The 22,217-nt window shown below is 55.8% G+C and carries 24 protein-coding genes; 15 read left to right on the plus strand and 9 right to left on the minus strand.

Annotated elements, in window-relative coordinates; genetic code table 11:
- Positions 1-130: 130 nt before the first annotated feature.
- Positions 131-1,759, plus strand: coding sequence for a methyl-accepting chemotaxis protein (locus VGH19_20840; GenBank protein ID HEY1173825.1), 1,629 nt, complete (start codon positions 131-133; stop codon positions 1,757-1,759).
- Positions 1,760-1,922: 163 nt separating this feature from the next.
- Here the strand turns inward: VGH19_20840 and VGH19_20845 are convergent, their stop codons facing one another.
- The 6 genes from VGH19_20845 to VGH19_20870 all read right to left on the minus strand — a co-directional run bounded on the left by VGH19_20845 (position 1,923) and on the right by VGH19_20870 (position 6,212).
- A complete protein-coding gene (locus tag VGH19_20845) occupies positions 1,923-2,261 on the minus strand; it encodes a hypothetical protein (protein ID HEY1173826.1) in 339 nt (112 codons plus the stop codon).
- Between the two features lie 87 nt (positions 2,262-2,348).
- On the minus strand, positions 2,349-3,884 hold the full coding sequence (gene trpE, locus VGH19_20850) for an anthranilate synthase component I (protein ID HEY1173827.1): 1,536 nt from the start codon (positions 3,882-3,884) through the stop codon (positions 2,349-2,351).
- A gap of 118 nt (positions 3,885-4,002) precedes the next feature.
- Entirely contained in the window at positions 4,003-4,386 is a 384-nt protein-coding gene (hisI, locus tag VGH19_20855) for a phosphoribosyl-AMP cyclohydrolase (protein ID HEY1173828.1), read from the minus strand.
- Positions 4,383-4,799, minus strand: a complete 417-nt coding sequence (locus tag VGH19_20860; GenBank protein ID HEY1173829.1) for a DMT family protein — start codon at positions 4,797-4,799, stop codon at positions 4,383-4,385. Before VGH19_20860 ends, hisI begins: the two co-directional genes overlap by 4 nt.
- Positions 4,796-5,569, minus strand: a complete 774-nt coding sequence (gene hisF / locus VGH19_20865) for an imidazole glycerol phosphate synthase subunit HisF (protein HEY1173830.1) — start codon at positions 5,567-5,569, stop codon at positions 4,796-4,798. Before hisF ends, VGH19_20860 begins: the two co-directional genes overlap by 4 nt.
- 262 nt (positions 5,570-5,831) lie before the next feature.
- On the minus strand, positions 5,832-6,212 hold the full coding sequence (locus tag VGH19_20870; protein ID HEY1173831.1) for a hypothetical protein: 381 nt from the start codon (positions 6,210-6,212) through the stop codon (positions 5,832-5,834).
- A gap of 447 nt (positions 6,213-6,659) precedes the next feature.
- On the opposite strand from VGH19_20870, the gene VGH19_20875 reads away from it, so the two are divergent.
- The 5 genes from VGH19_20875 to VGH19_20895 are packed head-to-tail and all read left to right on the plus strand — an operon-like array spanning position 6,660 to position 10,626.
- Positions 6,660-7,268 (plus strand): hypothetical protein, encoded by a 609-nt coding sequence (locus tag VGH19_20875; protein ID HEY1173832.1) that lies wholly within the window; start codon positions 6,660-6,662, stop codon positions 7,266-7,268.
- Between the two features lie 51 nt (positions 7,269-7,319).
- The gene (locus VGH19_20880) at positions 7,320-7,949 is read left to right on the plus strand and encodes a penicillin-binding protein activator LpoB (protein ID HEY1173833.1); all 630 of its coding nucleotides are present in this window, start codon (positions 7,320-7,322) and stop codon (positions 7,947-7,949) included.
- 25 nt (positions 7,950-7,974) lie between these two features.
- On the plus strand, positions 7,975-9,144 hold the full coding sequence (locus tag VGH19_20885) for a hypothetical protein (protein HEY1173834.1): 1,170 nt from the start codon (positions 7,975-7,977) through the stop codon (positions 9,142-9,144).
- A gap of 12 nt (positions 9,145-9,156) precedes the next feature.
- The gene (locus VGH19_20890) at positions 9,157-9,567 is read left to right on the plus strand and encodes a YcfL family protein (protein ID HEY1173835.1); all 411 of its coding nucleotides are present in this window, start codon (positions 9,157-9,159) and stop codon (positions 9,565-9,567) included.
- 18 nt (positions 9,568-9,585) lie between these two features.
- On the plus strand, positions 9,586-10,626 hold the full coding sequence (locus VGH19_20895; protein HEY1173836.1) for a hypothetical protein: 1,041 nt from the start codon (positions 9,586-9,588) through the stop codon (positions 10,624-10,626).
- 129 nt (positions 10,627-10,755) lie between these two features.
- On the opposite strand, the gene ubiE is transcribed toward VGH19_20895, so the two are convergent.
- On the minus strand, positions 10,756-11,475 hold the full coding sequence (gene ubiE / locus VGH19_20900; GenBank protein HEY1173837.1) for a bifunctional demethylmenaquinone methyltransferase/2-methoxy-6-polyprenyl-1,4-benzoquinol methylase UbiE: 720 nt from the start codon (positions 11,473-11,475) through the stop codon (positions 10,756-10,758).
- Positions 11,476-11,782: 307 nt separating this feature from the next.
- On the opposite strand from ubiE, the gene VGH19_20905 reads away from it, so the two are divergent.
- The 8 genes from VGH19_20905 (at position 11,783) to VGH19_20940 (ending at position 18,217) form a co-directional block, all read left to right on the plus strand.
- Positions 11,783-14,584, plus strand: coding sequence for a DNA topoisomerase III (locus tag VGH19_20905; protein ID HEY1173838.1), 2,802 nt, complete (start codon positions 11,783-11,785; stop codon positions 14,582-14,584).
- A gap of 256 nt (positions 14,585-14,840) precedes the next feature.
- Positions 14,841-15,092, plus strand: a complete 252-nt coding sequence (locus VGH19_20910; protein HEY1173839.1) for an AbrB family transcriptional regulator — start codon at positions 14,841-14,843, stop codon at positions 15,090-15,092.
- Positions 15,085-15,483, plus strand: a complete 399-nt coding sequence (locus VGH19_20915) for a PIN domain-containing protein (GenBank protein ID HEY1173840.1) — start codon at positions 15,085-15,087, stop codon at positions 15,481-15,483. Before VGH19_20910 ends, VGH19_20915 begins: the two co-directional genes overlap by 8 nt.
- Positions 15,484-15,505: 22 nt before the next feature.
- The gene (gene xerA / locus VGH19_20920; protein ID HEY1173841.1) at positions 15,506-16,465 is read left to right on the plus strand and encodes a site-specific tyrosine recombinase/integron integrase; all 960 of its coding nucleotides are present in this window, start codon (positions 15,506-15,508) and stop codon (positions 16,463-16,465) included.
- Entirely contained in the window at positions 16,440-16,823 is a 384-nt protein-coding gene (locus VGH19_20925; protein HEY1173842.1) for a hypothetical protein, read from the plus strand. Before xerA ends, VGH19_20925 begins: the two co-directional genes overlap by 26 nt.
- A 62-nt stretch (positions 16,824-16,885) precedes the next feature.
- Complete coding sequence (locus VGH19_20930) at positions 16,886-17,239, plus strand: septum formation initiator family protein (protein HEY1173843.1); 354 nt, start codon at positions 16,886-16,888, stop codon at positions 17,237-17,239.
- 149 nt (positions 17,240-17,388) lie between these two features.
- Complete coding sequence (locus tag VGH19_20935; GenBank protein ID HEY1173844.1) at positions 17,389-17,781, plus strand: DUF1801 domain-containing protein; 393 nt, start codon at positions 17,389-17,391, stop codon at positions 17,779-17,781.
- Between the two features lie 25 nt (positions 17,782-17,806).
- The gene (locus tag VGH19_20940; GenBank protein HEY1173845.1) at positions 17,807-18,217 is read left to right on the plus strand and encodes a hypothetical protein; all 411 of its coding nucleotides are present in this window, start codon (positions 17,807-17,809) and stop codon (positions 18,215-18,217) included.
- Positions 18,218-18,292: 75 nt separating this feature from the next.
- On the opposite strand, the gene VGH19_20945 is transcribed toward VGH19_20940, so the two are convergent.
- Positions 18,293-18,712, minus strand: a complete 420-nt coding sequence (locus VGH19_20945) for a DUF1398 domain-containing protein (protein HEY1173846.1) — start codon at positions 18,710-18,712, stop codon at positions 18,293-18,295.
- Positions 18,713-18,722: 10 nt separating this feature from the next.
- Complete coding sequence (locus VGH19_20950) at positions 18,723-19,187, minus strand: MarR family transcriptional regulator (GenBank protein HEY1173847.1); 465 nt, start codon at positions 19,185-19,187, stop codon at positions 18,723-18,725.
- A gap of 256 nt (positions 19,188-19,443) precedes the next feature.
- On the opposite strand from VGH19_20950, the gene VGH19_20955 reads away from it, so the two are divergent.
- Positions 19,444-22,155, plus strand: a complete 2,712-nt coding sequence (locus VGH19_20955) for a right-handed parallel beta-helix repeat-containing protein (protein ID HEY1173848.1) — start codon at positions 19,444-19,446, stop codon at positions 22,153-22,155.
- Positions 22,156-22,217: the final 62 nt, after the last annotated feature.

The raw sequence follows: 22,217 nt of genomic DNA on the forward strand, positions 1-22,217 counted from the left end.
CCCGTTTCGCTCTCAGCAAAAAAGGACAAGGCATTACTCCTGTAATTGCTTAATGCAACCCGCCTGCTTCCGATAAGCGATTGGACACGTGTGCAAGGATTCCCCTTGGAATCACGTTGATCCAATAAGAATGAATAATTGGACCGTCGGAAAACGCATCATCTTCGGCTTCGCCGCAGTGATCGCCATCATGATTGTGCTGGGCATCTACACCCGGCTGCGCATCGATTCCATCGAGGAGGACGTAAAAGAGATCGCCCAAAACGGCATGCCCAGCCTCATCCTGCTTGCCGAGGCAGATCACGCCATGACTGCCTCCCGGGAACTCATCTATCAACACATCAGTTCACCGAGCGCAGACGACATGAAGGCGCTGGAGAAAGAGATGCAAGAACGTACCGATAAACTGGAACACGCTCTAGCCTCATTTGAAGCCTTGGCAAGTGCCGATCAGAAAGAACTCCTGCAAAACCTAAAAACTCGTCGAAGCCAGTATATGAAATTGCGCGACGAGATACTGGAACAAAGCCACTCCGCAACAAACGCAGCTGATACCGCCAAACTCTATCAGCGCGCACGTGCCGAGTTTGATCCCATCAACGACGCCTTTGTAGAAGCCATGGACCGTTGCGAAGAAGCCGAGAAAAAGGAGAACACCCAATCCATGAAAGAGATCATGGAGGCCACACACACCACGAACCTCGCCGTCCTTACCGGCACCATTCTGGCGCTGACAGTAAGTATTCTCCTCGCCACTCTGATCATTCGCAGCACAGAATCTGTCCTGCGCCGTGTTTGCTCGACTCTGAGCGACGGCTCCGCCCAAGTGGCTGCTGCCTCCAGCCAGGTTTCGGCCTCCAGCCAATCTCTGGCGGAAGGCGCGAGCGAGCAGGCGGCCTCAGTCGAAGAAACGAGCGCCTCTCTCGAAGAACTTTCCAGCACCATTAAAACCACCACTGGAAACATCCAGAAAGCGAACGGTCTGGCGAAGGAAACCCGCACAGCCGCCGATCAGGGCGCACAGGATACTCACATGATGACCATCGCCATGGATGGACTCAAAACCTCCAGTGACGATATCGCCAAGATCATCAAAACCATCGATGAGATCGCTTTTCAGACAAACATCCTCGCTTTGAACGCCGCTGTGGAAGCAGCCCGCGCAGGGGAAGCCGGCATGGGATTCGCCGTAGTAGCCGATGAAGTCCGCAATCTGGCGCAACGCTGCGCCCAAGCCGCCCGTGAGACATCCGTGCAGATCGAAAGTGCGATTCTGAAAACGGAACAAGGCGTCGAAACGAGTCATAAGGTTTCTACCGCTTTGAATGACATTGTGCTAAAGGCCCGCGATCTCGACGGCTTGGTGGCCGAAGTCACCCACGCCGCCCAAGAGCAATCTCAAGGCATTGCCCAACTCGGTGAAGCCACCATCCGTATCGATAAAATCACTCAATCCACGGCAGCAAATGCAGAAGAGACTGCGGCAGCAGCAGAAGAATTGAATGCACAGGCCGAAACCATGAAAGCAGCCGTGGCCGACCTCACGAAACTGATCGGCGTCAATGGCTCCGCGAGCGAGAACCTCATCATTCCCCGGCCTGCCCCCTTCCCCTCAAACGCCAAATCGATGAACGCGAAAGCATCCGCGCCGCTTAATGGCAAGCGCAACGGTCATAGCCAGGTCATCCGGCCGCAAAGCCCGGTGAAGAAATCCGTTGAAGAAGAGCTTCCGATGGAAGCCGCTTTCAAGGACTTCTAAAAATCAGTTCTTTCAACCGGCTTCGGGCTAGCTCTGCTGCTCGAAGCTCTGCGCCAAGGCGATGGCTTTGATCATCGCCTTGGATTTATTTACGGTCTCCTGATATTCGCCTTCCGGCGTGGAGTATGGACCCAGCCGCCACCGGCTTGCACGTGCTCGGAGATTATTTAGGTGCTGGCATGCCCCGTTGCAGCCAGCGTTCATACTGCACCAACTGATTGGTACGATCGAGCGTGATAACAAGGGTGGCACCGACCAACCCCACAACGATTGCAGAAATACTTACAGCAGCAATGCCGGCGAAGCGACGGCGCAAGGCAAAACAAACCATCCCGACCAACGCGAGCGGCAGATACAGGAACAAAGCGATGAGCGGTTCCCAACCGGTGTGGCCTGATCGATTATCAATGGAGTAGCCGACAATAAATGCGATGGCAGCAAGCCCAAGGAAGGTCAGGAGCCATAGACAGAACGCTAGGAATCTCCTGAGATGGTCGCGCATCGCGCTAGTTTCTAGCAGACGCTAGAATTGATGGCGAGTGGTGAAATAGAGGGAGTTTAGCCGAACTGGAGTTAGGCGTTCCACCGCTTACTTCTGCTTCTCGAAACTCTCCGCCAGCGCGATGGCTTTAATCATCGCCTTCGATTTGTTCACCGTCTCCTGATACTCGCCTTCTGGCGTGGAGTCGTGGACCCAGCCGCCACCGGCTTGCACATGTGCCATGCCGTCTTTGATGAGGGCCGTGCGGATGGTGATGCAGCAATCGAGATTGCCATTGAAGGAGAAGTAACCCACGCAACCGCCGTAAGGCCCACGTTGCGTGCCTTCCAGTTCCGAGATGATCTGCATGGCGCGGATCTTCGGCGCACCGGAGAGCGTGCCCGCCGGGAATGTGGCGCGCATGAGATCGTAAGGTGACTTACTCTTCGAGAGCTGGCCTTCCACCTCGGACACGATGTGCATCACATGGCTGTAACGCTCGATGATCATCAGGTCTTTCACCTGCACAGAACCGTAATCACACACGCGGCCCAAATCATTGCGCGCGAGGTCCACAAGCATGACGTGCTCAGCGCGTTCCTTCGGATCAGCGAGCAAGTCTTTCTCGTTCGCCACATCTTCTTCCACCGTCTTACCACGAGCGCGCGTACCGGCGATCGGGCGTATCTCGACCTTGCCCTTCTCGCAACGCACATGGATCTCCGGCGACGCACCGACGAGCGCGAAGCCATCCAGCTCCAGCAAGAACATGTACGGCGAGGGATTGATCGTGCGGGCCGCGCGATAGATGGAGAGCGGACTGGCTGTGACCGGTGCGGAGAAGCGTTGCGAACCGACGACCTGGATGATATCGCCACTGGTGATGTATTCCTTGGACTTGAGCACGTTCGCAATGAACTGCTCCTTGGTCACGTTAGAAACAAACGGCAGGTCCTTCGTATCCGAGTTCAGCGTGACCGGCGTGTTATGCACCGGTTCCGAGAGCAACGCGAGGATGCGGTCGATCTCCTCCACGGCGTTCTCATACGCTTCATTCACTTTCGTCGGGTCTTCGATGAAGGCGTTGACGAGGATGGTGATCGTCTGTGCGACGCGATCGAAGATGAGCAATTCATCCGCGATCAGGAAATACATCGTGGGTGTGCCCAAGTCATCCTTCGCCGGACGCGGCACCACCGGTTCCACATCATGGATGAACTCGTAACCGAGAAACCCCACCGCACCACCCGTGAAGATGGGCAGGCCGGGCAATTGCACGACCTTGTAACGCGACAGCACGCGCTCAATGACTTCCAGACCATCGCGCACGCATTGATCGCATTCGGTGTTCTCTTTGCCCTTGGCCGGGATGGCGAATTTCTCGATGCCCTTGCCGTTCTCGATGAGTTCGATGCGGTTGCCGGTCTGCTTGATGATCGCGCGCGGATTGCAGCCCACGAAGGAGTAGCGCCCCAAGTGCTCGCCGCCTTCCACGGACTCGAGCAGGAAGGATTCGCCCTCACCGCGGATCTTTTGATAGGCGGAGAGCGGCGTCTCGAAGTCCGCGAGGATGCGGCGCGTGACCGGGATCAGGTTCCCCTGCTTGGCCAGCTCCAAAAACTCAGTCTGCTTGGGCGAATACATAACTGTTCTTTTACTCGGTCAGTCAATAACGGCACCGTCGTTTCAAAATCATGGGCTGATGCATTATTGGCACCAGCCTCGTTTTCACCTTGCTGCGGCTCGGAGAGCCGCGCTCCGTTTACTTCTTTCCGTAGATCTGTTCGGGCGTCTCGAGTTGTTTCTCGGTCACTTCGAACTCGGCTTCTTTTACGGAGCGGAAGAAGCAGGATTGATAACCTTCATGGCACGCGGCGCCGATCTGTTCCACTTGGATCAGCAGCGTGTCGCCATCGCAATCAAAGGCCACGTCTTTCACCGCTTGCGTGTGGCCGCTGGATTCGCCCTTCATCCAGAACTTCTGGCGGGAGCGGCTCCAAAAATGCGTCTTGCCCGTGGCGATGGTCGTCTCCAGCGAGGCGCGGTTCATCCACGCCATCATGAGCACGCGGCCCGTGGATTGTTCCTGAACGATGGCCGGGATGAGGCCATCCGAGTTGAACTTCAGCTTGTCGTAAAAGCTCATTCTGTTTTCTCCGTCGGATTTACGTTATTAAGAGTATCAAGCGGACGCTTCTCATGAAAGCGATCCGGCAAAAAGGTGAACGCCACGGCTGCCAGGATGCACAGGAACGCAGCGATGTGATTCCACTTCAATTTTTCGCCCAAGATGGCCACGGCAAAACCACTGAAAACCACCAGCGTGATCACTTCTTGAATGATCTTAAGCTGCGTGGCCGAAAAATTCGTATGCCCGTAACGGTTCGCCGGAACCATCAGGCAGTATTCAAAGAACGCGATGCCCCAGCTCGCCAGAATGGCCGTCCACAGCGGCACATTCTTGTGTTTCAAATGTCCATACCATGCGAACGTCATGAACACGTTGGAGCAAACCAACAGGACGATGGGGAACCAGCGTGTTTGGATGAGGTCGTTCATAAACGCACCGGGATATTTTGCTTCGCCAGATAATCTTTCACCTGCCCCACGGTGAATGTGCCGTAGTGGAAAATGCTCGCGGCCAAGACCGCATCCGCGCTACCCGCCAGCAACACCTCGGCCATGTGCTCCAAGCTGCCTGCGCCACCGCTAGCCACCACCGGCACAGCGACGGATTCACTCACGCGCTTGGTGATGACGAGATCGAAACCCTTCTTCGTGCCGTCCGCATCAATGCTGTTCAGCACGATCTCACCGGCACCGAGGCCAACAGCTTTCGTCGCCCATTCCACGGCATCAAGGCCAGTAGACTTGCGACCGCCGTGCGAGAACACTTCCCAACGATCCGGCGCGACTTTCTTGGCATCGATGGACACCACGATGCATTGACTGCCGAACTTCTCGGCGCCAGCACGGATGAGATCGGGATTGGAGAGCGCGGAGGAGTTGATGCTGATCTTGTCCGCACCGGCCTTAAGCATGATGCCCATGTCTTCCACCGCGCGGATGCCGCCACCGACGGTCAGAGGCATGAAGCATTGGTCCGCGACGCGTTCGATCACGCCCACCATCGTGGCGCGACCGTGGGCGCTGGCGGTGATGTCAAAGAACACCATCTCGTCCGCGCCCTGCTCATTATATCGCAAAGCCAGCGCGACGGGATCGCCGACGTTCTTCAACTCACCCGCTTCCGCTTTGCCGAACTGCACGCCACGGGTCACCTGACCATCATGCACGTCCAGACATGGTATGACACGTTTGGCTAACACAAATTCTTGCTACGTTCACTGCATCCGAAACCGCCAACACGCTGGCCGGTTCCATCAAAAAAAAATTCCCGATGACCAGTTAATCATCGGGACGGGACCTTGCCACGCTTTGCCAGGCAAAAACGAGTCTCCACGAGGGAGGTCCCGCTTATCTATGCCAATGGCTCAAGCCTGCAAACATGGTGAAACTAGACCCGAAACAGAACCGCCGCGCAAGCCCCCATTTTTTCGGGCATCGCGCGGCGGTGTCTGGATAAAAGGTTTACTTCGCGGCGCTGAACTTGCCGTCGGCGCGTTTGAAATTTTTGCCTGAGTAAAGCACCACGTTGAGCGAGTTCATCGGATCCTTGGTGCTGAACACATAACCGAGCTTCAAGATGCCATCGAGAATCTCCTGTTTGGTCATAGCCTTGCCGGAAGCGACCTTCAACGCAGCTTCCTTCAAGGAAAGCTCATTGCGGGCGCGACGACGAGGGCCGCGAACGCCAGCAGCTTTAGGGGCTTTGGCGGAAGAAGCAGAACCCCCTTCACTAACCACACCCAAGGCTTTTTCAATTTCTGCCAAGCGGGCAGTCAGTTCCGCTTTTTCTTTAAGAAGACCGTCACGAAGAGCGATAAATTTTTTAATGCTGCTGTTTTTCATATTCAGAAGTTGTTAACTTATAACAACAAACAAGAACTTGCCAACCAAGATTTCGGCAGGTCAATCGCGTCAAATGTCGCTAATAGATAAGTCCAATTTGCTCCAACCGATTATAGCATTGGTAATTTACACGTGCAAACTTCGCAAAAAACAGCTATAAAATTATCATTCTTATATTACCGCCGTCCCCATTTTCTACCCGCTCTGAAAGTTTCCAAAGCACAGGGAATGTTGCCCACTTGAAGAAAATCCGACACTACTACCATCATACCCTCATTGTGATACTGATTTTTTCTTCCCGTTGATTTCTGAATCAAACATGCGAGGTTTTAACCAGAGTTCGCCAATCGCCTGCGTTTCTATGCAACATGCACGGGCGCAACGATTAGCAAGCACCGGTGTTGAAATGAATGAAACGCACCGTTTTGGTGTCCAATGTTGTAACATATGAAGAGTTTGGTTTTAGCAGCAGCAGTCGTATTCGCGGCAGCCATTCCGGCCCAAGCACAGCTATTCGGCGGCCCTAACTCAGTGGGCGGAGCGGTTCTGGGTGGCATCGCTGGTGGTATCATCGGCCACAATAACGGTGGTCGCACTGCTGAAGGTGTGGCCATCGGTGCCGGTGCTGGTTTGGTTTTAGGTGCCATCGCGGATCGGAATAATGCGGATAGGGGCTATTATGGTTATTCTTCACGCCCAAGTTATTCAGTAGGTGTGAGTTACGGATACGGACATAGCCCGTATCGTTATGGGTACGGTCACAATCATTGGGGCCACCGCCATTACGGGCATTACCATTACCCCCGTTACAGCGTAGGCTTTTACAGCACGCCAAGTTACTACTATCGTCCCACCTATGTGGCTCCGGCTCCGGTAGTTGTGAGTGCCCCTGCGCCAGTGTATGTCTCACCGAGTACGCAATACGGTTACGAACCCACCTACCAGACTCAGTCGCAACCGGCTCAATCTGCCCCGCAGCAAGTCACGATCATCAATAACAACTATTTCGGCAACTCCTCGCCCATGAGCAGTGCCAACGGACTTTTTGGCCGCTAAGATTTGCGGTTGGCCAAAATCCGATTCAACTTTAGGATGGTGGAACCTTTTATGAAGAAGTCGTACGTAAACTATTCTCTTTGCTTGGCCGCTATCGCGGCATTGACCGCTGGTTGCGCCTCCTCTGGCGTGAAGAATCCTCGTGGCGTTCCGGTCACCGAAATGAAGGCCGATGAACGCGGCTTCGTCGCTGGCACGGGCGTGGAATCCCAAGACCTTGTGACCGTCACGGACAAAATGGCCCGCAGCATTCTGGCCATCCCCGAGATCGCCAATGCCCAAGGCACGCCGCGCGTGGTCTTGAATCCGGTGAATAACGAGACCCGTTTCCCGATCAATAAGGACATCTTCCTCACCCGCATCCGCGCGCAACTGAACTCGAAGGCTGCCGGTAAGGTGCGCTTCCTCGCGCGTGATCAGATGGCTGCCTTGGAAAAGGAACGTGACTTGAAACAATCCGGCCAAGTGACCGCTTCCAGCGATCCGAATGTGGTCGAATTCAAAGGTGCGGATTTCTTCCTCACCGGCACGCTCCAAAACATGACCACCCGCACCTCGAAGGGCGTGAGCGATTACGTGCTCTACTCCTTCCGCCTGATCGATGCCCGCACCAGCGACATCGTTTGGGAAGACATGGCGGAGATCAAGAAGCAGGGATTAGAAGATGCCGCTTACCGTTAAGCGCGTATCATCCGATCATTAAGTCATGAAGGTCGCTTTTCTCAGCGTGGCTCTGGGGGCTGTGTTGCTGCTCACAGGTTGTGCCTCCACACCGAAGGCATCACGCCTCCCGCTCACTGGTGACGCCCTCGTCGATGGCCGCACGCATATCGAACAAGGCCCGGTCAATGACCGCGTGCTCTGGCAATATCGCACGGCCCTCGTAGCGATGCGGCGCGGCGATTACCCACAGGCGAAAGCCTTGCTGGATGACGCCATCCTCAGCATCGGCGGCATCCTGACGAATGATCGCGATGCGCGGAAGGCACGCAGCATGTTCGCCAGCGAGAGCCGCAAGAAATATATCGGTGAACCGTATGAACGCGTGATGGCGTATTACTATCGCGGCATCCTCTACTGGATGGATGGCGAACCGGATAATGCCCGTGCCTGCTTCCGTAGTGGTGAACTCATCGATAGCGATACCGAGGTGGACCATTACGCCGCGGATTACGTGCTGCTGGACTACCTTGATGGTTACGCCTCCGACAAATTATTCACCGATGGCAGTGATGCCTTAAAACGCGCCAAAGCAAATGCCAGCGCGAAGTCAGAGATGCCTCCGGATTACGATAAGGCTGCCAATGTAATCTTCTTCACTGAATGTGGTAACGCACCACAAAAGTACTCCACCGGCCAGTATCGTGAGCAATTGCGATTCCGCGAAGGACAGCAACAAGCACGCACCGTGACCATCACGCTGAATAACGGTCAGACCATCCGCACACGCGCTTGGGATGACCTGTATTTCCAGGCCTCCACTCGTGGCGGTCGCGTGATGGACCACATCCTCGCGAATAAAGCAGTGTTCAAGCAAAGCACTGATACGGTGGGCGATGTGGCCATCGTGAGCGGTGCTGTTCTGGCTACTGGACAGAACACACAAGAGGCCGGTCTCGGTGTGTTGGCATTCGGTATCCTGAGCAAAGTAGTTGCTGCCAGCACAACTCCCGCAGCGGACATCCGCACTTGGGATAACTTGCCGCAATACTTGGGCTTCGGCGCATTGCGCGTGGCTCCGGGCAACTATACTGCCAAGGTTGAATTCCAAGACGCCGCAGGCCGTCTATTGGCTAACCTCACGCGCACCATCTCATTTGAAGTCAAAGCAGCAGATCGCGATACCGTGGTGTATATTTCCGACAAGCAAAAGTAACGTTGTATCCCTATGAATAAGATTTGGTTCAGCTCACTCTTACTCGCCGCCGTGGTGGCTACCGGTTGCAAATCCGGTGGTGCTTATGCGCCGAAGAACACGACGAAGTATGATCTGGAGAATAAGGAGAAGTTCGTGCTCATGGACAGCATGGTGCAACGCTCCGTGACCTCCTCCGGCATACAGAAACGCATTCTGCCGGATGGCCGACTGGAAGTGATCGCGCATGTGCGAAATCGCGAAGGTCGTCGCATCCAGGTGCAGACCAGTTGCGTGTTCAAGGATGAGCAAGGCTTCTCCACGGATGACGAGACGCCGTGGCAGACGCTCATCCTCACCGAGAATTCCCAGGAAGACGTCCGTTTTGTTTCCATCAACAACAAGGCGCGTGATTTCACCATCCGCGTCCGTCAGGCGCACTAAGCTAAAGAAAGTTTCCGTATGAAAACGTCCATTGCAGCTACACTGGCAGTTGTCCTCGCCGTTGGTTCGGCTTATGCCCAGCCCGCGCAGAAGATCGGTCCGGATGGCAAGCCGATGGCTCCGCAGCCACCACCGCCGTTGACCACCGCTGAAGGCGGCGCAGTGCAACCGCCCGTGGTGCCCACAGCGAACAATCCGGTTTACGTCTATCAACAGCAGCCGATCGCCGGACAGCCTTCACTCGTCTCGCCCGAACAGGCGCGTGGCATCATCGAGGCATTCAAGAAAGGTTACGCCAAGCTCGGCGAGCCACGTATCCTGATCTACGTGAATCGCGAACTGGTGGATGAAAAATCCGGTTTCGCGCTCTCCGGTCGCACGGAGAAAACGACCACCTCAAAGACCACTTACAACAGTGATTTCGTAGCTGATCCGAACGCCAATAACAAAGCGAACGGCGGCAACATCTCCGCCGGTGGCAATGTGAACATCAGCGGCGATGCGGGCAGCGGCAATGTGCCGATCGGCAAGGGCAATATTTCCTCTGTGAACGAAAAGTCCTCGCGCGATGATACATTCAAGAACACCGCGCGAGCTGACCAGACCTTGGCCGATAAACAAACCGTGCGCGATGTGGAACGCCTCTTCGGCCGTCCGCTCCGCCACGGCAATGCGAAGATCACCGATCAACGCACCGCCACCCAGCTCATGGGCAGCCGCTCTGTGGAAGAGATCCTGAAATCCACGGACACCGAGCAAGCCCGCAAAGATCGTGCGGCCATTGCTGCACAGGCAGACGTGGTGCTGGAAGTGCTCATCTCCTCCCGCAACATCACCGTGCCCGAAGTCAGCGGTGACAAAACGTATTCCGCCCCTGACATTCAAGCCACGGCCATCCGCGTGAAAGACTCGCAGATCATCGGCCAAGCCTCCGCATCGGACATCCTCGGCAAAGACCGCTACGCCGGTCGCGTGCTACGCAGCTTCGATGTGCGAGAGATCGCTGAAGCCACCGCGCTGGCGCTTATGGAAGACATGCTGCTGAGTGTGAAGGATTAAGTTTAAGCCTCAATAAATGTGCATGCCCCGAACGAAAGTTCGGGGCATTTTTCTTTATCCGTAGCCGCGGCCGTTAGTCCGCGCTTGCACGCAAAGAGTCAGCGTCGACTAACGTCAGGCAGCTACATATCAGGAAGCCTTCACTCCATAATTAATCCCCATCACCCCGCCCAGCAGATTCACCACCCGCACATCCTGACAGCCCAGCTTGTGCATCAGCTTCTCCACCCCGCGTTGCGCCGGGTAATGCTGCAGAGACTTCAGGATGTAAGCATGCGTGTCTGAATCCCCGCAGAAGAGCCGACCAAAGACCGGCACGAACCATTTCAGATATTGAAAGTAGCCCCAACGCCAAAGCACATTGTCCGGCACACCGAAATCCAAAACGAGCAACCGTCCACCTGGCTTAAGCACCCGCAACATCTCACGCAAGCCTCCCTCAAAATCCGCTAAGTTCCGCAAACCATAGCTGATCGTCAGCACATCCACCGATGCATCCGCCGCTGGCAGTCTCAGAGCATCGCCGCGCACGAACTCAACCTGCTTCACGCCATCCCGCGCCTGACGTTCCTTCGCCACCATCAGCATCGGACCGCTGAAATCCACGCCCAATACCTCCGCCCCCTGCCCCGCCAAGGCGAAGGCGACATCGCCCGTCCCGCAACAAAGGTCCAGCGCCTTCCCCCCGGGCTTCACCGCCGCCAGCTTGATCAATTTCCGTTTCCAAAGCCGGTGCATCCCGAAACTTTGCAGGTCATTGATCAGGTCATAACGGGGCGCAATGGCAGCGAAAAGGTCGTTCACCTTCTCCGCCCGTTTCTCACCCGCCTCATAGAACTTGTTAGCCATTGCGCGGGCGCACTTTAGCACGATTGGGTAAAAAACAAGCCCCCTGACCGGGCAAACACCAAAACCCAAGCTCCAAATCCCAAAGAAATCTCAAATTTTCAAACAGCAAAAGACGGCGCACTCATAACTTATTCATCCAAAACGCTTTAGCATTGGTTGTCCACTGTGGCTTTGAGCTTTGGATTTGACGTTTTTCTCCTCACTTTTAGGAATGAGTTTTTGACTTGTGGCGGTTTTTTGTCCACGTTTCGGCGCTTGTAAAGTCTCGGAGCGCAATCAGCCCTGCGAGGTAAAGCGTACAGAAATCATGGGCAAGTCACTGATCATCGCAGAAAAGCCATCGGTCGCTGGCGACATCGCCAAGGCCTTGGGTGGTTTCAAGAAAACGGACGACTATTACGAGAGCGATAACGCTGTCATCGCCTCGGCCGTCGGCCATTTGCTCGAGATCGCCTGCCCGGAAGAGTATGAGGTGAAGAAGGGCAAGTGGAGCTTTGCCGCCCTGCCCGTCATCCCCCCGCACTTCGCCCTGATCCCTCGCGAGAAGAGCATGGATAAGCTGAAAACGCTCCAGAAGCTCATCAAGCGCAAGGACGTAGACAATTTGATCAATGCTTGCGATGCCGGGCGCGAAGGTGAACTGATTTTCCGTTACATCATCCAGCACACGGGTGCCAAGCAGCCCATCCAACGTCTCTGGCTGCAAAGCATGACGGCAGCAGCCATCAAGGAAGGTTTCAATAAACTGCGCAAGGGTGAGGATATGCAACCGCTCGCCGATGCCGCCACCTGCCGGAGCGAGGCCGATTGGCTCGTAGGCATCAACGGCACGCGCGTGATGACCGCCTTCAATTCCAAAGGCGGCGGTTTCAACAAGACTACCGTGGGTCGCGTGCAAACGCCTACCCTCGCCATTCTTGTTGAACGCGAGGAAAAGATCCGTCGCTTCATCCCCCGCACCTATTGGGAAGCGAATGCTACTTTCACCTGCGAAGCGGGCGAATACGTTGGCCGTTGGTTCGACGAAAAATTTTCCAAACCCGCTGGCGGCAAGGAAGCCGATGAAGCCCTGCGCGCCGAGCGCATCTGGGACAAGGCGAAGGCGGAAGCGATCAAGGCGAAGTGCCTGGGCAAACCCGGCATCGTCACGGAAGAAAGCAAACCGAGCAGCCAGCTTTCCCAGCTCCTCTACGATCTGACGAGCTTGCAGCGCGATGCCAACCGCCGTTTCGGCCTCTCCGCTTCGCGCACGCTGCAGATCGCGCAAGCGCTCTACGAGCGTCACAAGGTTTTGACCTATCCGCGTACTGATGCTCGCGCCCTGCCGGAGGATTACCTCCCCACCACACGCACGACGCTGGAGTCCATGGCGGATACGGTGTACGCACGTTTTGCCGGGACGATTTTGGAGCAAGGCTGGGTGCGCCCGAACAAGCGTATCTTCAATAACGCCAATATCTCGGATCACTTTGCGATCATCCCCACAGGTGTCGCACCGAAGGATCTGAGTGACATGGAGCTAAAGGTTTACGACATGGTCGTGCGCCGTTTCCTCTCCGTGTTCTATCCGGCGGCCGAATACCTCGTCACCGTTCGCATCACGCGCGTGGAAGGCGAACCCTTTAAGACAGACGGCAAAGTACTCGTGAAAGCGGGCTGGCTCGAAGTCTATGGCAAGGAAGGCGCGGGCGATAGCGATGACACCACGAGCAATCTCGTGCCGGTGAAGCCGGATGAGAAGGTCCACACGCGCGAGATCGACCTCAAGGAATCGCAGACCAAGCCGCCTCCGCGCTATTCAGAAGCGACGTTGCTCTCCGCGATGGAAGGTGCGGGCAAATTGGTGGATGACGAAGGCTTGCGCGAAGCGATGAGCGAACGCGGTCTCGGCACACCCGCCACGCGCGCATCCATCATCGAAGGTCTCGTTAACGAAGAATATCTGCTCCGCAATGGCAATGAACTTCAGCCCACTGGCAAGGCGTTCATGCTCATCGCGCTGCTGCGCGGTCTGAACATTCAGGAGCTGTCCAAGCCGGAGCTTACCGGTGAATGGGAGTTCAAGCTCAAGGAGATGGAACAAGGCCGCCTCTCGCGTCCGGATTTCATGTCGCAGATCGCGGACATGACGCGCCGGATCGTCGAGCGCACGAAAGGTTTCCAAGGCGAAGAAGTCCCGGGTGATTTTGGCGACCTCAAAACGCCCTGCCCGAAGTGCGGCGCAGTGGTGAAGGAGAATTATCGCCGCTTCCAATGCACCAAGTGCGATTTCAGCCTGCCGAAGTTCCTCTCCGGCCGCATCATGGAAGGCACGGAATCCGAGACGCTGATCCAGAATCGCGTGCTGGGACCGCTGCAAGGTTTCCGCAGCCGTCAGGGCTTCCCCTTCGCCGCGATGCTGAAGCTGAGCGATGAGCACAAGCTCGAGTTCGATTTCGGCGATAACAAGAAGGAAGGCGAATCTTCCGCGCCCGTGGATTTCACCGGCAAGACGCCTTTGGGCAAGTGCCCGAAATGCGGCGCGCAAGTGTTCGAGCATGGTCTGCACTACGTCTGCGAGAAGGCCACGGGTCCGGAAAAGACCTGCGACTTCCGCGCGTCCAAGGTCATCCTGCAACAGGAGATCGACGCCACGCAGATGACGAAGCTCCTTGCCGACGGCAAGACCGATGTGCTGAAGGGCTTCGTCTCCAAGAAAACGAACCGCAAGTTCGACGCCTTCATGGTGCTGAAGAAGGGCGAAGTGAAGTTCGAGTTCCCGCCGCGCGAAGCCAAGAAGGGCGCGAAGAGCAAGGAACCCGCACCGAAAATCGATTTCACCGGCCTGACCCCGCTCAACGGCAAATGCCCGAAGTGCGGTGGCCAGGTCTTCGAGACAGCGGACAATTATCTCTGCGAGAACACTCAGCGCGACGCCAAGAAGTGCACCTTCAAGACCGGCAAGCTGATCTGCCAGCTCGCTATCGACAAGGATCAGGCCGAGAAGTTGCTCAAGAGCAAGCGCACTGATCTGCTCACCGGTTTCGTCTCCCGCTCCGGCAAGCCTTTCAAGGCCCATCTGGTGGTGAAGAAGACCGGCAAGGTGGAATTCGAGTTCCCGGATAGTTAGGCCATCCCCAAGCAAAAACGGCTTGCAAGACCGGAGCGCGACTCTCCGAGTCGCAGCAACGTACCTAAGCACAAGCAGGTAAAGATTCGTTCACCCGCTCAGAAGCTTGTTTTTGCGTCCTATTCTAGCTTTGAAAGCTATCTGATCATTCCACATTGCTGCGACTCGGAGAGTCGCGCTCCATTCAAACCGAAAGCCTTGCCACGTTTATGGTTTAACATTTGCCATAACTTAAACCCTATGGCATACCATAGATATGGCAGAAACCACGCTTACCATCGATAAGTTTGGCCGCATGGTCATCCCCCGGTCATTGCGCACCGCCTTGGGTGTTTCTGGCGAAACAAAGCTCAAGGCCGAGATCCAGAACGGGCGGCTAGTGGTCGGTCTGCCGGATAAGAAATCTTCCGTGGTCAAGAAGAGCAACGGGTTACTAGTCATCAAAGCCGAGAGCGAGCTGCCTGCGGTGACCGCACTCAAGCAGATGCGCAAGGAGCGCTATGAGTGATTACCTCGACTCGTCCGTGCTCATCGCCGCCTTAGTGGATTCCCAGCCCTTTCATGAAGAATGCGCGGATGCCCTAGCCGCTGGAGGCATCACTTCTGCTCATGCCTTGGCCGAAGCGTATTCCATCCTCTCGGGTCGTCTGCGGCTCGATCCACAAACCGTGAGTGATGTGTTGCTGCATAACACCAAGGACCTCAAGAAAGTGGACCTGACCTGGAGCGAGTATTCCAAACTGATCGCCAGCTCACCGAAGAATGGCGTTCGTGGCGGTGCCATCTTTGACGCCCTCCACGTCGCTGCTGCACGGAAAGCTTCCGCTAAACGCCTGCTGACTTTAGATCAGGATTATTATTCCTTCGCCCCCGACCTGATCCATTACTTGGGCAAGTAAGCGAAATCGAGTATAGTGTTTTATGTCCGCAACCGCCGCAGAAACCGAGATCAAAGACGAACTGCTCTTGCAGTTCCTCCAGCATCTCGCCACGGATCGCGGGGCTTCAGTTTACACGCAACGGAATTACCGTCACGCCCTCACGGACTTCTGCAGCTGGCATAATCAGGAACGCAAATCGCCGCCCAACTGGAAATCCCTTCAGCGCGATGATTTCCGCGCCTTTCTCCGTTACTTGGGTCGCAAGAATTTCGGCCGTGCTTCCATCCAGCTTCACTTTAGCTCGCTGAGAACGTTCTACAAATTCCTCGTGCGCCGGGGTGAAGTGGAAGTGACGCCCATTCGCAATATCTCGCTGCCTAAGCAGCCCAAGCGTCTACCCAAATTCCTCACGCCGGAACAGACCCAGAGTTTGCTCGAAGCCCCCTTGCGTGAACTCGACGCCATCCAGAAATCTGAGACCAAAGGCGTCGACCCCGTCGATTTCCTCCGCGATGCTGCGGTGCAAGAGGTCATCTACTCCTGCGGCCTGCGTATCAGCGAGGCTTGCGGCATCAACATCGAGGACATTGATTGGAACGAGCAACTCATCCGCGTGCGCGGCAAGGGCAAGAAGGAACGCCAGGTGCCCATCGGTACGCCTGCACTGGAAGCCATCCGCCGCTACCGGAAAGCCTTGGGCAATGACGACTCTGCCGATGGCCCGCTCTTTTTCAGCAAAGCCGATTCCCGGAAGCCGTTGCAACCGCGCCTTGTGCAACTCCGCCTGAAACGCTACCTCGCTGCCAGCGGTTTGGATCCTTCATTGACGCCCCACAAACTACGTCACAGCTACGCCACCCATCTGCTGAATAACGGCGCTGACCTGCGCAGCGTGCAGGAACTCCTCGGTCACGCGCATCTCGTGACCACGCAGGTATACACCCATTTGACCACGGATCGACTCAAGAAAGCCTATGAATCCGCCCACCCACGCGCCTAAAACGTCACGCCTTGCCGGAGTTTGGCTCAAGTCACTTTGCACTCTATTCCTATTCCTCACGCTCGGCCTCTTCGCTGGCTGTCAGACGAACAAGATTGATTGGGCTTCCCGAGTCGGGAACTACACCTTTGATGATGCCGTGAAAGAAATGGGGCCACCGGATAAGACCGCCACACTGACGGATGGCACACAGGTCTGCGAATGGCTCACTTATCGCGGTTCAGACGGCGGCACCGTGGTCACCAGCGGCTTCTATGGACTGCAGACCAGCACCATGACCGGCTCGCCCGACTCCTACATCCGCCTCACTTTTAATCCCGAGAAGAAGCTCACCGAAGCCAAGCGCGTCTACAAATAACCGCACGATTTTTCATTTCTCCGCTTCACAAGCCGCCACAACTCTGCTTTTAATCACCGCAAATGAGTGACAGTGCGAACATCTGGGATCGTTTAACTCAGTTGGTGCTGTGCCTCATTGTCGTCGCGATTCTCCTCGGTGTCGGCGTCTGGTATCTCCCCCTCATCCAAAAAAATGAGCGCATGCGCAAAGAGATTTTGCGCCTGGATAACGAGATTCGCCTGGAAGAAACCAAGGCCCGCGAACTCAAAGCCTCCATCGATACCCTGCGCGATCCCGCGACCGCTCCGAAGGCCGTAGAACGTCTCGCTCGTGAACGCCTCGGTTACGCCAAGCCAGGCGAAACCATCATCCGCTTCGAGCCTCCCGGGACGAACAGTGTTTCGTTGCCTCCTCAAGGCCCGGTGACGCAGTAGTCATTCGTAGCCGCCGAGTTCAGGAGGCGGAACTTGCTTCATTCGATTTTCAGAGTTCGGTGTTGGATGTTCGATTTTTTCCCTTCGCAATCGTAGAACCTCCTTCGCTTGCTCCCCAGATTCACACGGCATACCCTCGCACTATGCCCATGAAGAAAACCATCCCAGCGGCAACCCCTGATGCCTATGTCGCCGCCCTGAAAGGCTGGCGCTTGGAATGCGTCACCGGCATACGCGAAGCAGTCAAGGCTGCGGCCAAGCTGGAGGAAGTCATCAAATGGGGGCACTTGGTTTACTTCAGCAACGGTCCCGTGCTCCTCATCCGGGCGGAGGAAGACCGCGTCCTCTTCGGTTTCTGGCGCGGCCAGCTTTTGCGTGAGATCGAGTCCCGCCTGAAACCCGGCGGCAAATACGAGATGGCCACCCTCGAACTCCGTGAAGGTGATTCCATTTCCGCCACCACCGTCCGCAAACTCGTCAAAGCCGCAGTGAAGTTGAACAGAGATTTGGGCGATCCTGCAGACATCGCAAAGTCCCGGTGAATGTCAGAACGCAGAAAAGGAATTTATGGAACGTTCAAAAATCAACTCTGCTTGGCCAACTGCTCTGCGTTGGTTCTTGGTTCAAGAGCTGAACAGTTTCACGCCTTGGCATTTTATCAAAGAACCGGAGGAGATGGCCTTTGCCGCCAAAGTGTTTCACCACGAAGATGTGCATGCAGGCGAAGTCTTCGTTTTCGCGCGCCGTCAGGATTGTGACGATTTTGCCGGACTTAAAATCATCGATGGTCGTATCACCGATGAAGTAATCTATTTCCATCCAGTATTTACCGACACTTCAAAACCATCTCCCCGGACATGGAACATCTTGGTCGGTTGCTTTGAAGATACTTTCGCCTTTGTTACCCAAGTAGTCGTGCCAGATATGAAGGATTGGGCAATGACAGAAGACGCCAACGGTTTCGAGCCGCGACAATAGTAAATTAAAGGCAGGGCCGGGTTTCCCCCACCTAACCGTCCTCCCGGCAGAGGCACGATCTCTCTTTTCTCCTTATCATTGGCCTGCCGGTGCAACCGGCGCTCCCGGAAACCATTCCGTATGAATCTCTCCACGACGTCCCAGATACTGCACACACTTCCCCGTCAGCAACACAAAGTAGCCTACGCACCCCGCCAGCTTCGTCCTCCGCACAAACTCCGGGTACAGCACCTCACCCCGCTGTGCTCCACGCACGGATGCCTGCACTTCCTCGGCTGAAAACGTCTCACCCAATGCCGGTTGTGCCACTTTGAGTGGGATCACCAACGTCTCTTCATTCGGCAGGTAATACGTTGTCTCAGCGCGGGAATAGTCCGCGTGATACCGTTCCACGCCTGCTTTGATCAGCCGCTGTACCACTTCGCCAAACGAGATTTGTCCCGCTTGCGATAAACGGCTGCACTCTTCTATCTCCGCTACAATCGTTTCATTCATATAAATCCCTTCAATCAACCGGCACATCTTTCAAACCATGACGCCTGACAATCTCCTGCAACACGCCAGTCACTTCCTTCCGCTGCATGATGTTCAGATGCCCGAAAAACTCTTCATCATTCTTATCTGCCAGAGCTGCCAATACGGGCACCAGCTTCCGCCCTGCTGAGGTCAGTTTCAACCGCTGCACCCGGCGGTCCTGCTCATCTGTCATGGAGTTCATCAAACCCTTGTTCACCAACCGCTCCACCAGCTTGGACACCGCCCCCTTCGTCAAACCGACCCGCTCCACCAGTCCGCTAGCATTGATCTCCGTCACATCGAATAGAGCCCGCAACACCACCCATTCCGCCACCGTCACGCCCTGCTCCTGCACCTTCCGCGCAAACGCCTGCGAGACATGATTGGAGACAAACCGCAGCCAATAGCCTAAATGGCCTTCCAAGCCTGAAGTCGCTGTTTGCTTATCTCTCACAGATAAATAGTTTCCTAGGAAACTATTTAAGTCAAGCACCTGCAAGTGGAGCGCGGGACTGTGTCCCGCAGGACCATACGACATGGCAATTGATGACCAAATACTAAGAAAGGCTTCACCACTGTTTTCAGTAGATTCAACCGCGCTAGTGTTTATAAACCGTCCTGCGGGACACAGTCCCGCGCTCCATCCCGCAATTCCGCCTTCCCCTTCGCTTGAAGATGACCGATTGTTTCAGCGTCCATTTTACATCGTTATGCTGACGTCTCGTTCACTTCGTCTCGCACTGGCCGCGTGGTTCTGCGGCCTGGCCTCCGCACTTTCTGCCGCCACGCTTCGCGTTGCACCGAATGGCAATGATCAATGGTCCGGCAAACTAGCTGGTCCGAACGCCGCCAAGACCGATGGCCCACTTGCTTCGTTGGATGGGGCGAGGCTGGCCGTACGGAAGCTCAAGGCTGCCACGCCGAATGAGCCGATCACGGTTCAGTTCGCCAATGGCACCTACACCATCACGCAGGCGGTGAAGTTTGATTTGGCCGATAGCGGCAGTGCCTCTGCGCCGATCCGTTATGAGGCCGCGCCTGGGGCCAAGCCGCTCATCACGGGCGGACGCGTCATCAAAGGTTTCAAGCCTGCGGCCAACGGGCTCTGGACCGCTGAGGTGCCGGAGGTGAAGGCTGGTCAGTGGTATTTCGAGCAGCTCTGGGTGAATGGTCAGCGCGCCACCCGTGCCCGCACGCCGAACAAATTCTTCTATTACATGCAGAGCGTGGACGAGACCATCCTCGATGCAGGAACCGCCAAGGCCCGCGCCAAGAAAGCCACGCAGACCGTCACCACCCTGCCGGAGAACCTGAAAACCCTCGCCACGCTCAAGCCGAATGAGTTGAAGGATGTCAATCTCGTGGCCTTTCACAAATGGGATAACACGCGCCGCTTCCTCGACTCCATCGATGCGACCGCTGGCACCTTCACCACCTCGGGCGAAGGCATGAAAAATCACAATTCTTGGGATTACAAAACTGGTTTCCATTTCGAAAATTACCTCGCCGCACTGGATGTCGCGGGTGAATGGTTTCTCAGTCGCACGGGCACGCTTTATTATAAACCGCGCCCCGGTGAGGACATGACGAAGGCTGAAGTCATCGCGCCGGTCACGGACAAGTTCCTCATCATCGCGGGTGATTCCACTAATGGCAAATTCGTCACGCACCTGACTTTCAAAGGCCTCACCTTCTCCCACGCGCAATGGCTCACGCCCGCGAGCGGCTTCGAGCCCGCGCAAGCCGCTGCGCCGATTGAGGCCGTGGTGCAAGTGGATGGTGCGCGCAATATCAACATCGAGGATTGCGAGCTCAGCCACTTCGGCACTTACGCCATCTGGTTCCGCAAAGGTTGCAAGGATAACACGGTGCAACGCTGCTTCATCACGGATTTCGGCGCAGGTGGCGTGCGCATCGGTGAAGCGGGCATCGCAGCGAAGGCGGATGACCGCACCAGCCATATGAAGGTGGATAACAACATCATCCGGCATGGTGGGCACGTCTTCCCCTGCGCTGTGGGCGTATGGATCGGTCACAGCGGTGATAACAAGGTGACGCATAATGATATCGCAGATCTCTATTACACGGGCGTGTCCGTCGGCTGGCGTTGGGGTTACGCGGAGAGCTTGGCGAAGCGGAACACAATCGATTTCAATCACATCCATCACATCGGCTGGGGCATGCTGAGTGATATGGGCGCGGTCTATACGCTTGGGCCCTCCGAAGGCACAACCGTGAGCAACAATCGCATCCACGATATCAATTCCTTCACTTATGGCGGCTGGGGCCTCTATAACGACGAAGGCAGCACGGGCATCATGATGGAAAACAACCTCGTCTATAACACCAAGACGGGCGGCTACCATCAGCACTATGGGCGAGACAACGTCATCCGGAACAACATCTTCGCCTACGCCATCGAGCATCAACTCCAGCGCACGCGCGTGGAGCCTCACATCTCCTTTTACTTCACGAATAACATCGTGCTGTGGAACACCGGGCCGCTCCTCGCGAGCAATTGGAAGGACACCAATGTGGTGGTGAACAATAACCTCTATTGGAACACCGCTGGTGAACCCGTGACGTTCCTCGGCCTGTCACTCGCCGATTGGCAGAAAACTGGCAAAGACAAGACCGCCCAGATCGCCGATCCGAAATTCACCGCTCCGCAGAAATACGACTTCACCCTCGCGTCCAGTTCACCCGCATTAAAGATGGGCTTCAAGCCATTCGACTACAATAAAGCTGGCGTGTATGGCGACAGCGCGTGGACCAAGCTAGCCAGTTCCGTCACCTATCCCCCCGTGGAACCGCCACCAGCGCCTCCCGGTCCGCCGCCAATGAGTTTCAAAGAGGACTTCGAGAAGCTGGCCGTAGGTGCTGAGGTGAAGAAGGCCACGGTGAGCACGGAAAAGAAAGGCGACAGCATCACCGTGACGGAAGAAAAGGCGGCTTCGGGCAAACGCAGCCTCAAGATCACAGATGCGCCGGGATTGAAGGCTGGGTTTAATCCGCACTTCCATTTCGATCCACATCACACTGAAGGCGTCACCACTTGCGCGTATGATATTTATCTGGAGCCCGGCGTGCAGTTCTATCACGAATGGCGCGACAACTCTGCGCCTTACAAAACCGGCCCGAGCCTATGGATCCAAGGCGGCAAACTGTCAGCCGTTGGCAAACAGATGGTGATCCCGAATAACCAATGGGTACGGCTCGAAATCAAAGCGGGCTTAGGCGCGCAATCTACGGGCATGTGGGACCTCACGGTGACGGTGGCCGGGCAAGCTCCGCAGAAGTTTACCGGCTTAAAGAACACGCATGCGGATTGGAAATCGCTGCGCTGGCTGGGCTTCGTGAGCAATGCGCAGGTGAAGACGGTTTATTATCTGGATAACTTGGAACTCAAGAATCAGAAGTGATGGCCACGAAGAGGCACAAAAAACACAAAAGAAAAAGGGCCGCATCTCTGCGGCCCTTTTCG

The sequence above is a fragment of the Verrucomicrobiia bacterium genome (genome assembly GCA_036405135.1).
Taxonomy (GTDB): Bacteria; Verrucomicrobiota; Verrucomicrobiia; order Limisphaerales; family JAEYXS01; genus JAEYXS01.

Coding starts and splice junctions, on each gene's coding strand:
- VGH19_20840 (HEY1173825.1), top strand. CDS start 131: ATGAATAATTGGACCGTCGGAAAACGCATCATCTTCGGCTTCGCCGCA.
- VGH19_20845 (HEY1173826.1), bottom strand. CDS start 2,261: ATGCGCGACCATCTCAGGAGATTCCTAGCGTTCTGTCTATGGCTCCTG.
- trpE (HEY1173827.1), bottom strand. CDS start 3,884: ATGTATTCGCCCAAGCAGACTGAGTTTTTGGAGCTGGCCAAGCAGGGG.
- hisI (HEY1173828.1), bottom strand. CDS start 4,386: ATGAGCTTTTACGACAAGCTGAAGTTCAACTCGGATGGCCTCATCCCG.
- VGH19_20860 (HEY1173829.1), bottom strand. CDS start 4,799: ATGAACGACCTCATCCAAACACGCTGGTTCCCCATCGTCCTGTTGGTT.
- VGH19_20870 (HEY1173831.1), bottom strand. CDS start 6,212: ATGAAAAACAGCAGCATTAAAAAATTTATCGCTCTTCGTGACGGTCTT.
- VGH19_20875 (HEY1173832.1), top strand. CDS start 6,660: ATGAAGAGTTTGGTTTTAGCAGCAGCAGTCGTATTCGCGGCAGCCATT.
- VGH19_20880 (HEY1173833.1), top strand. CDS start 7,320: ATGAAGAAGTCGTACGTAAACTATTCTCTTTGCTTGGCCGCTATCGCG.
- VGH19_20885 (HEY1173834.1), top strand. CDS start 7,975: ATGAAGGTCGCTTTTCTCAGCGTGGCTCTGGGGGCTGTGTTGCTGCTC.
- VGH19_20890 (HEY1173835.1), top strand. CDS start 9,157: ATGAATAAGATTTGGTTCAGCTCACTCTTACTCGCCGCCGTGGTGGCT.
- VGH19_20895 (HEY1173836.1), top strand. CDS start 9,586: ATGAAAACGTCCATTGCAGCTACACTGGCAGTTGTCCTCGCCGTTGGT.
- ubiE (HEY1173837.1), bottom strand. CDS start 11,475: ATGGCTAACAAGTTCTATGAGGCGGGTGAGAAACGGGCGGAGAAGGTG.
- VGH19_20905 (HEY1173838.1), top strand. CDS start 11,783: ATGGGCAAGTCACTGATCATCGCAGAAAAGCCATCGGTCGCTGGCGAC.
- VGH19_20910 (HEY1173839.1), top strand. CDS start 14,841: ATGGCAGAAACCACGCTTACCATCGATAAGTTTGGCCGCATGGTCATC.
- VGH19_20915 (HEY1173840.1), top strand. CDS start 15,085: ATGAGTGATTACCTCGACTCGTCCGTGCTCATCGCCGCCTTAGTGGAT.
- xerA (HEY1173841.1), top strand. CDS start 15,506: ATGTCCGCAACCGCCGCAGAAACCGAGATCAAAGACGAACTGCTCTTG.
- VGH19_20925 (HEY1173842.1), top strand. CDS start 16,440: ATGAATCCGCCCACCCACGCGCCTAAAACGTCACGCCTTGCCGGAGTT.
- VGH19_20930 (HEY1173843.1), top strand. CDS start 16,886: ATGAGTGACAGTGCGAACATCTGGGATCGTTTAACTCAGTTGGTGCTG.
- VGH19_20935 (HEY1173844.1), top strand. CDS start 17,389: ATGAAGAAAACCATCCCAGCGGCAACCCCTGATGCCTATGTCGCCGCC.
- VGH19_20940 (HEY1173845.1), top strand. CDS start 17,807: ATGGAACGTTCAAAAATCAACTCTGCTTGGCCAACTGCTCTGCGTTGG.
- VGH19_20945 (HEY1173846.1), bottom strand. CDS start 18,712: ATGAATGAAACGATTGTAGCGGAGATAGAAGAGTGCAGCCGTTTATCG.
- VGH19_20955 (HEY1173848.1), top strand. CDS start 19,444: ATGCTGACGTCTCGTTCACTTCGTCTCGCACTGGCCGCGTGGTTCTGC.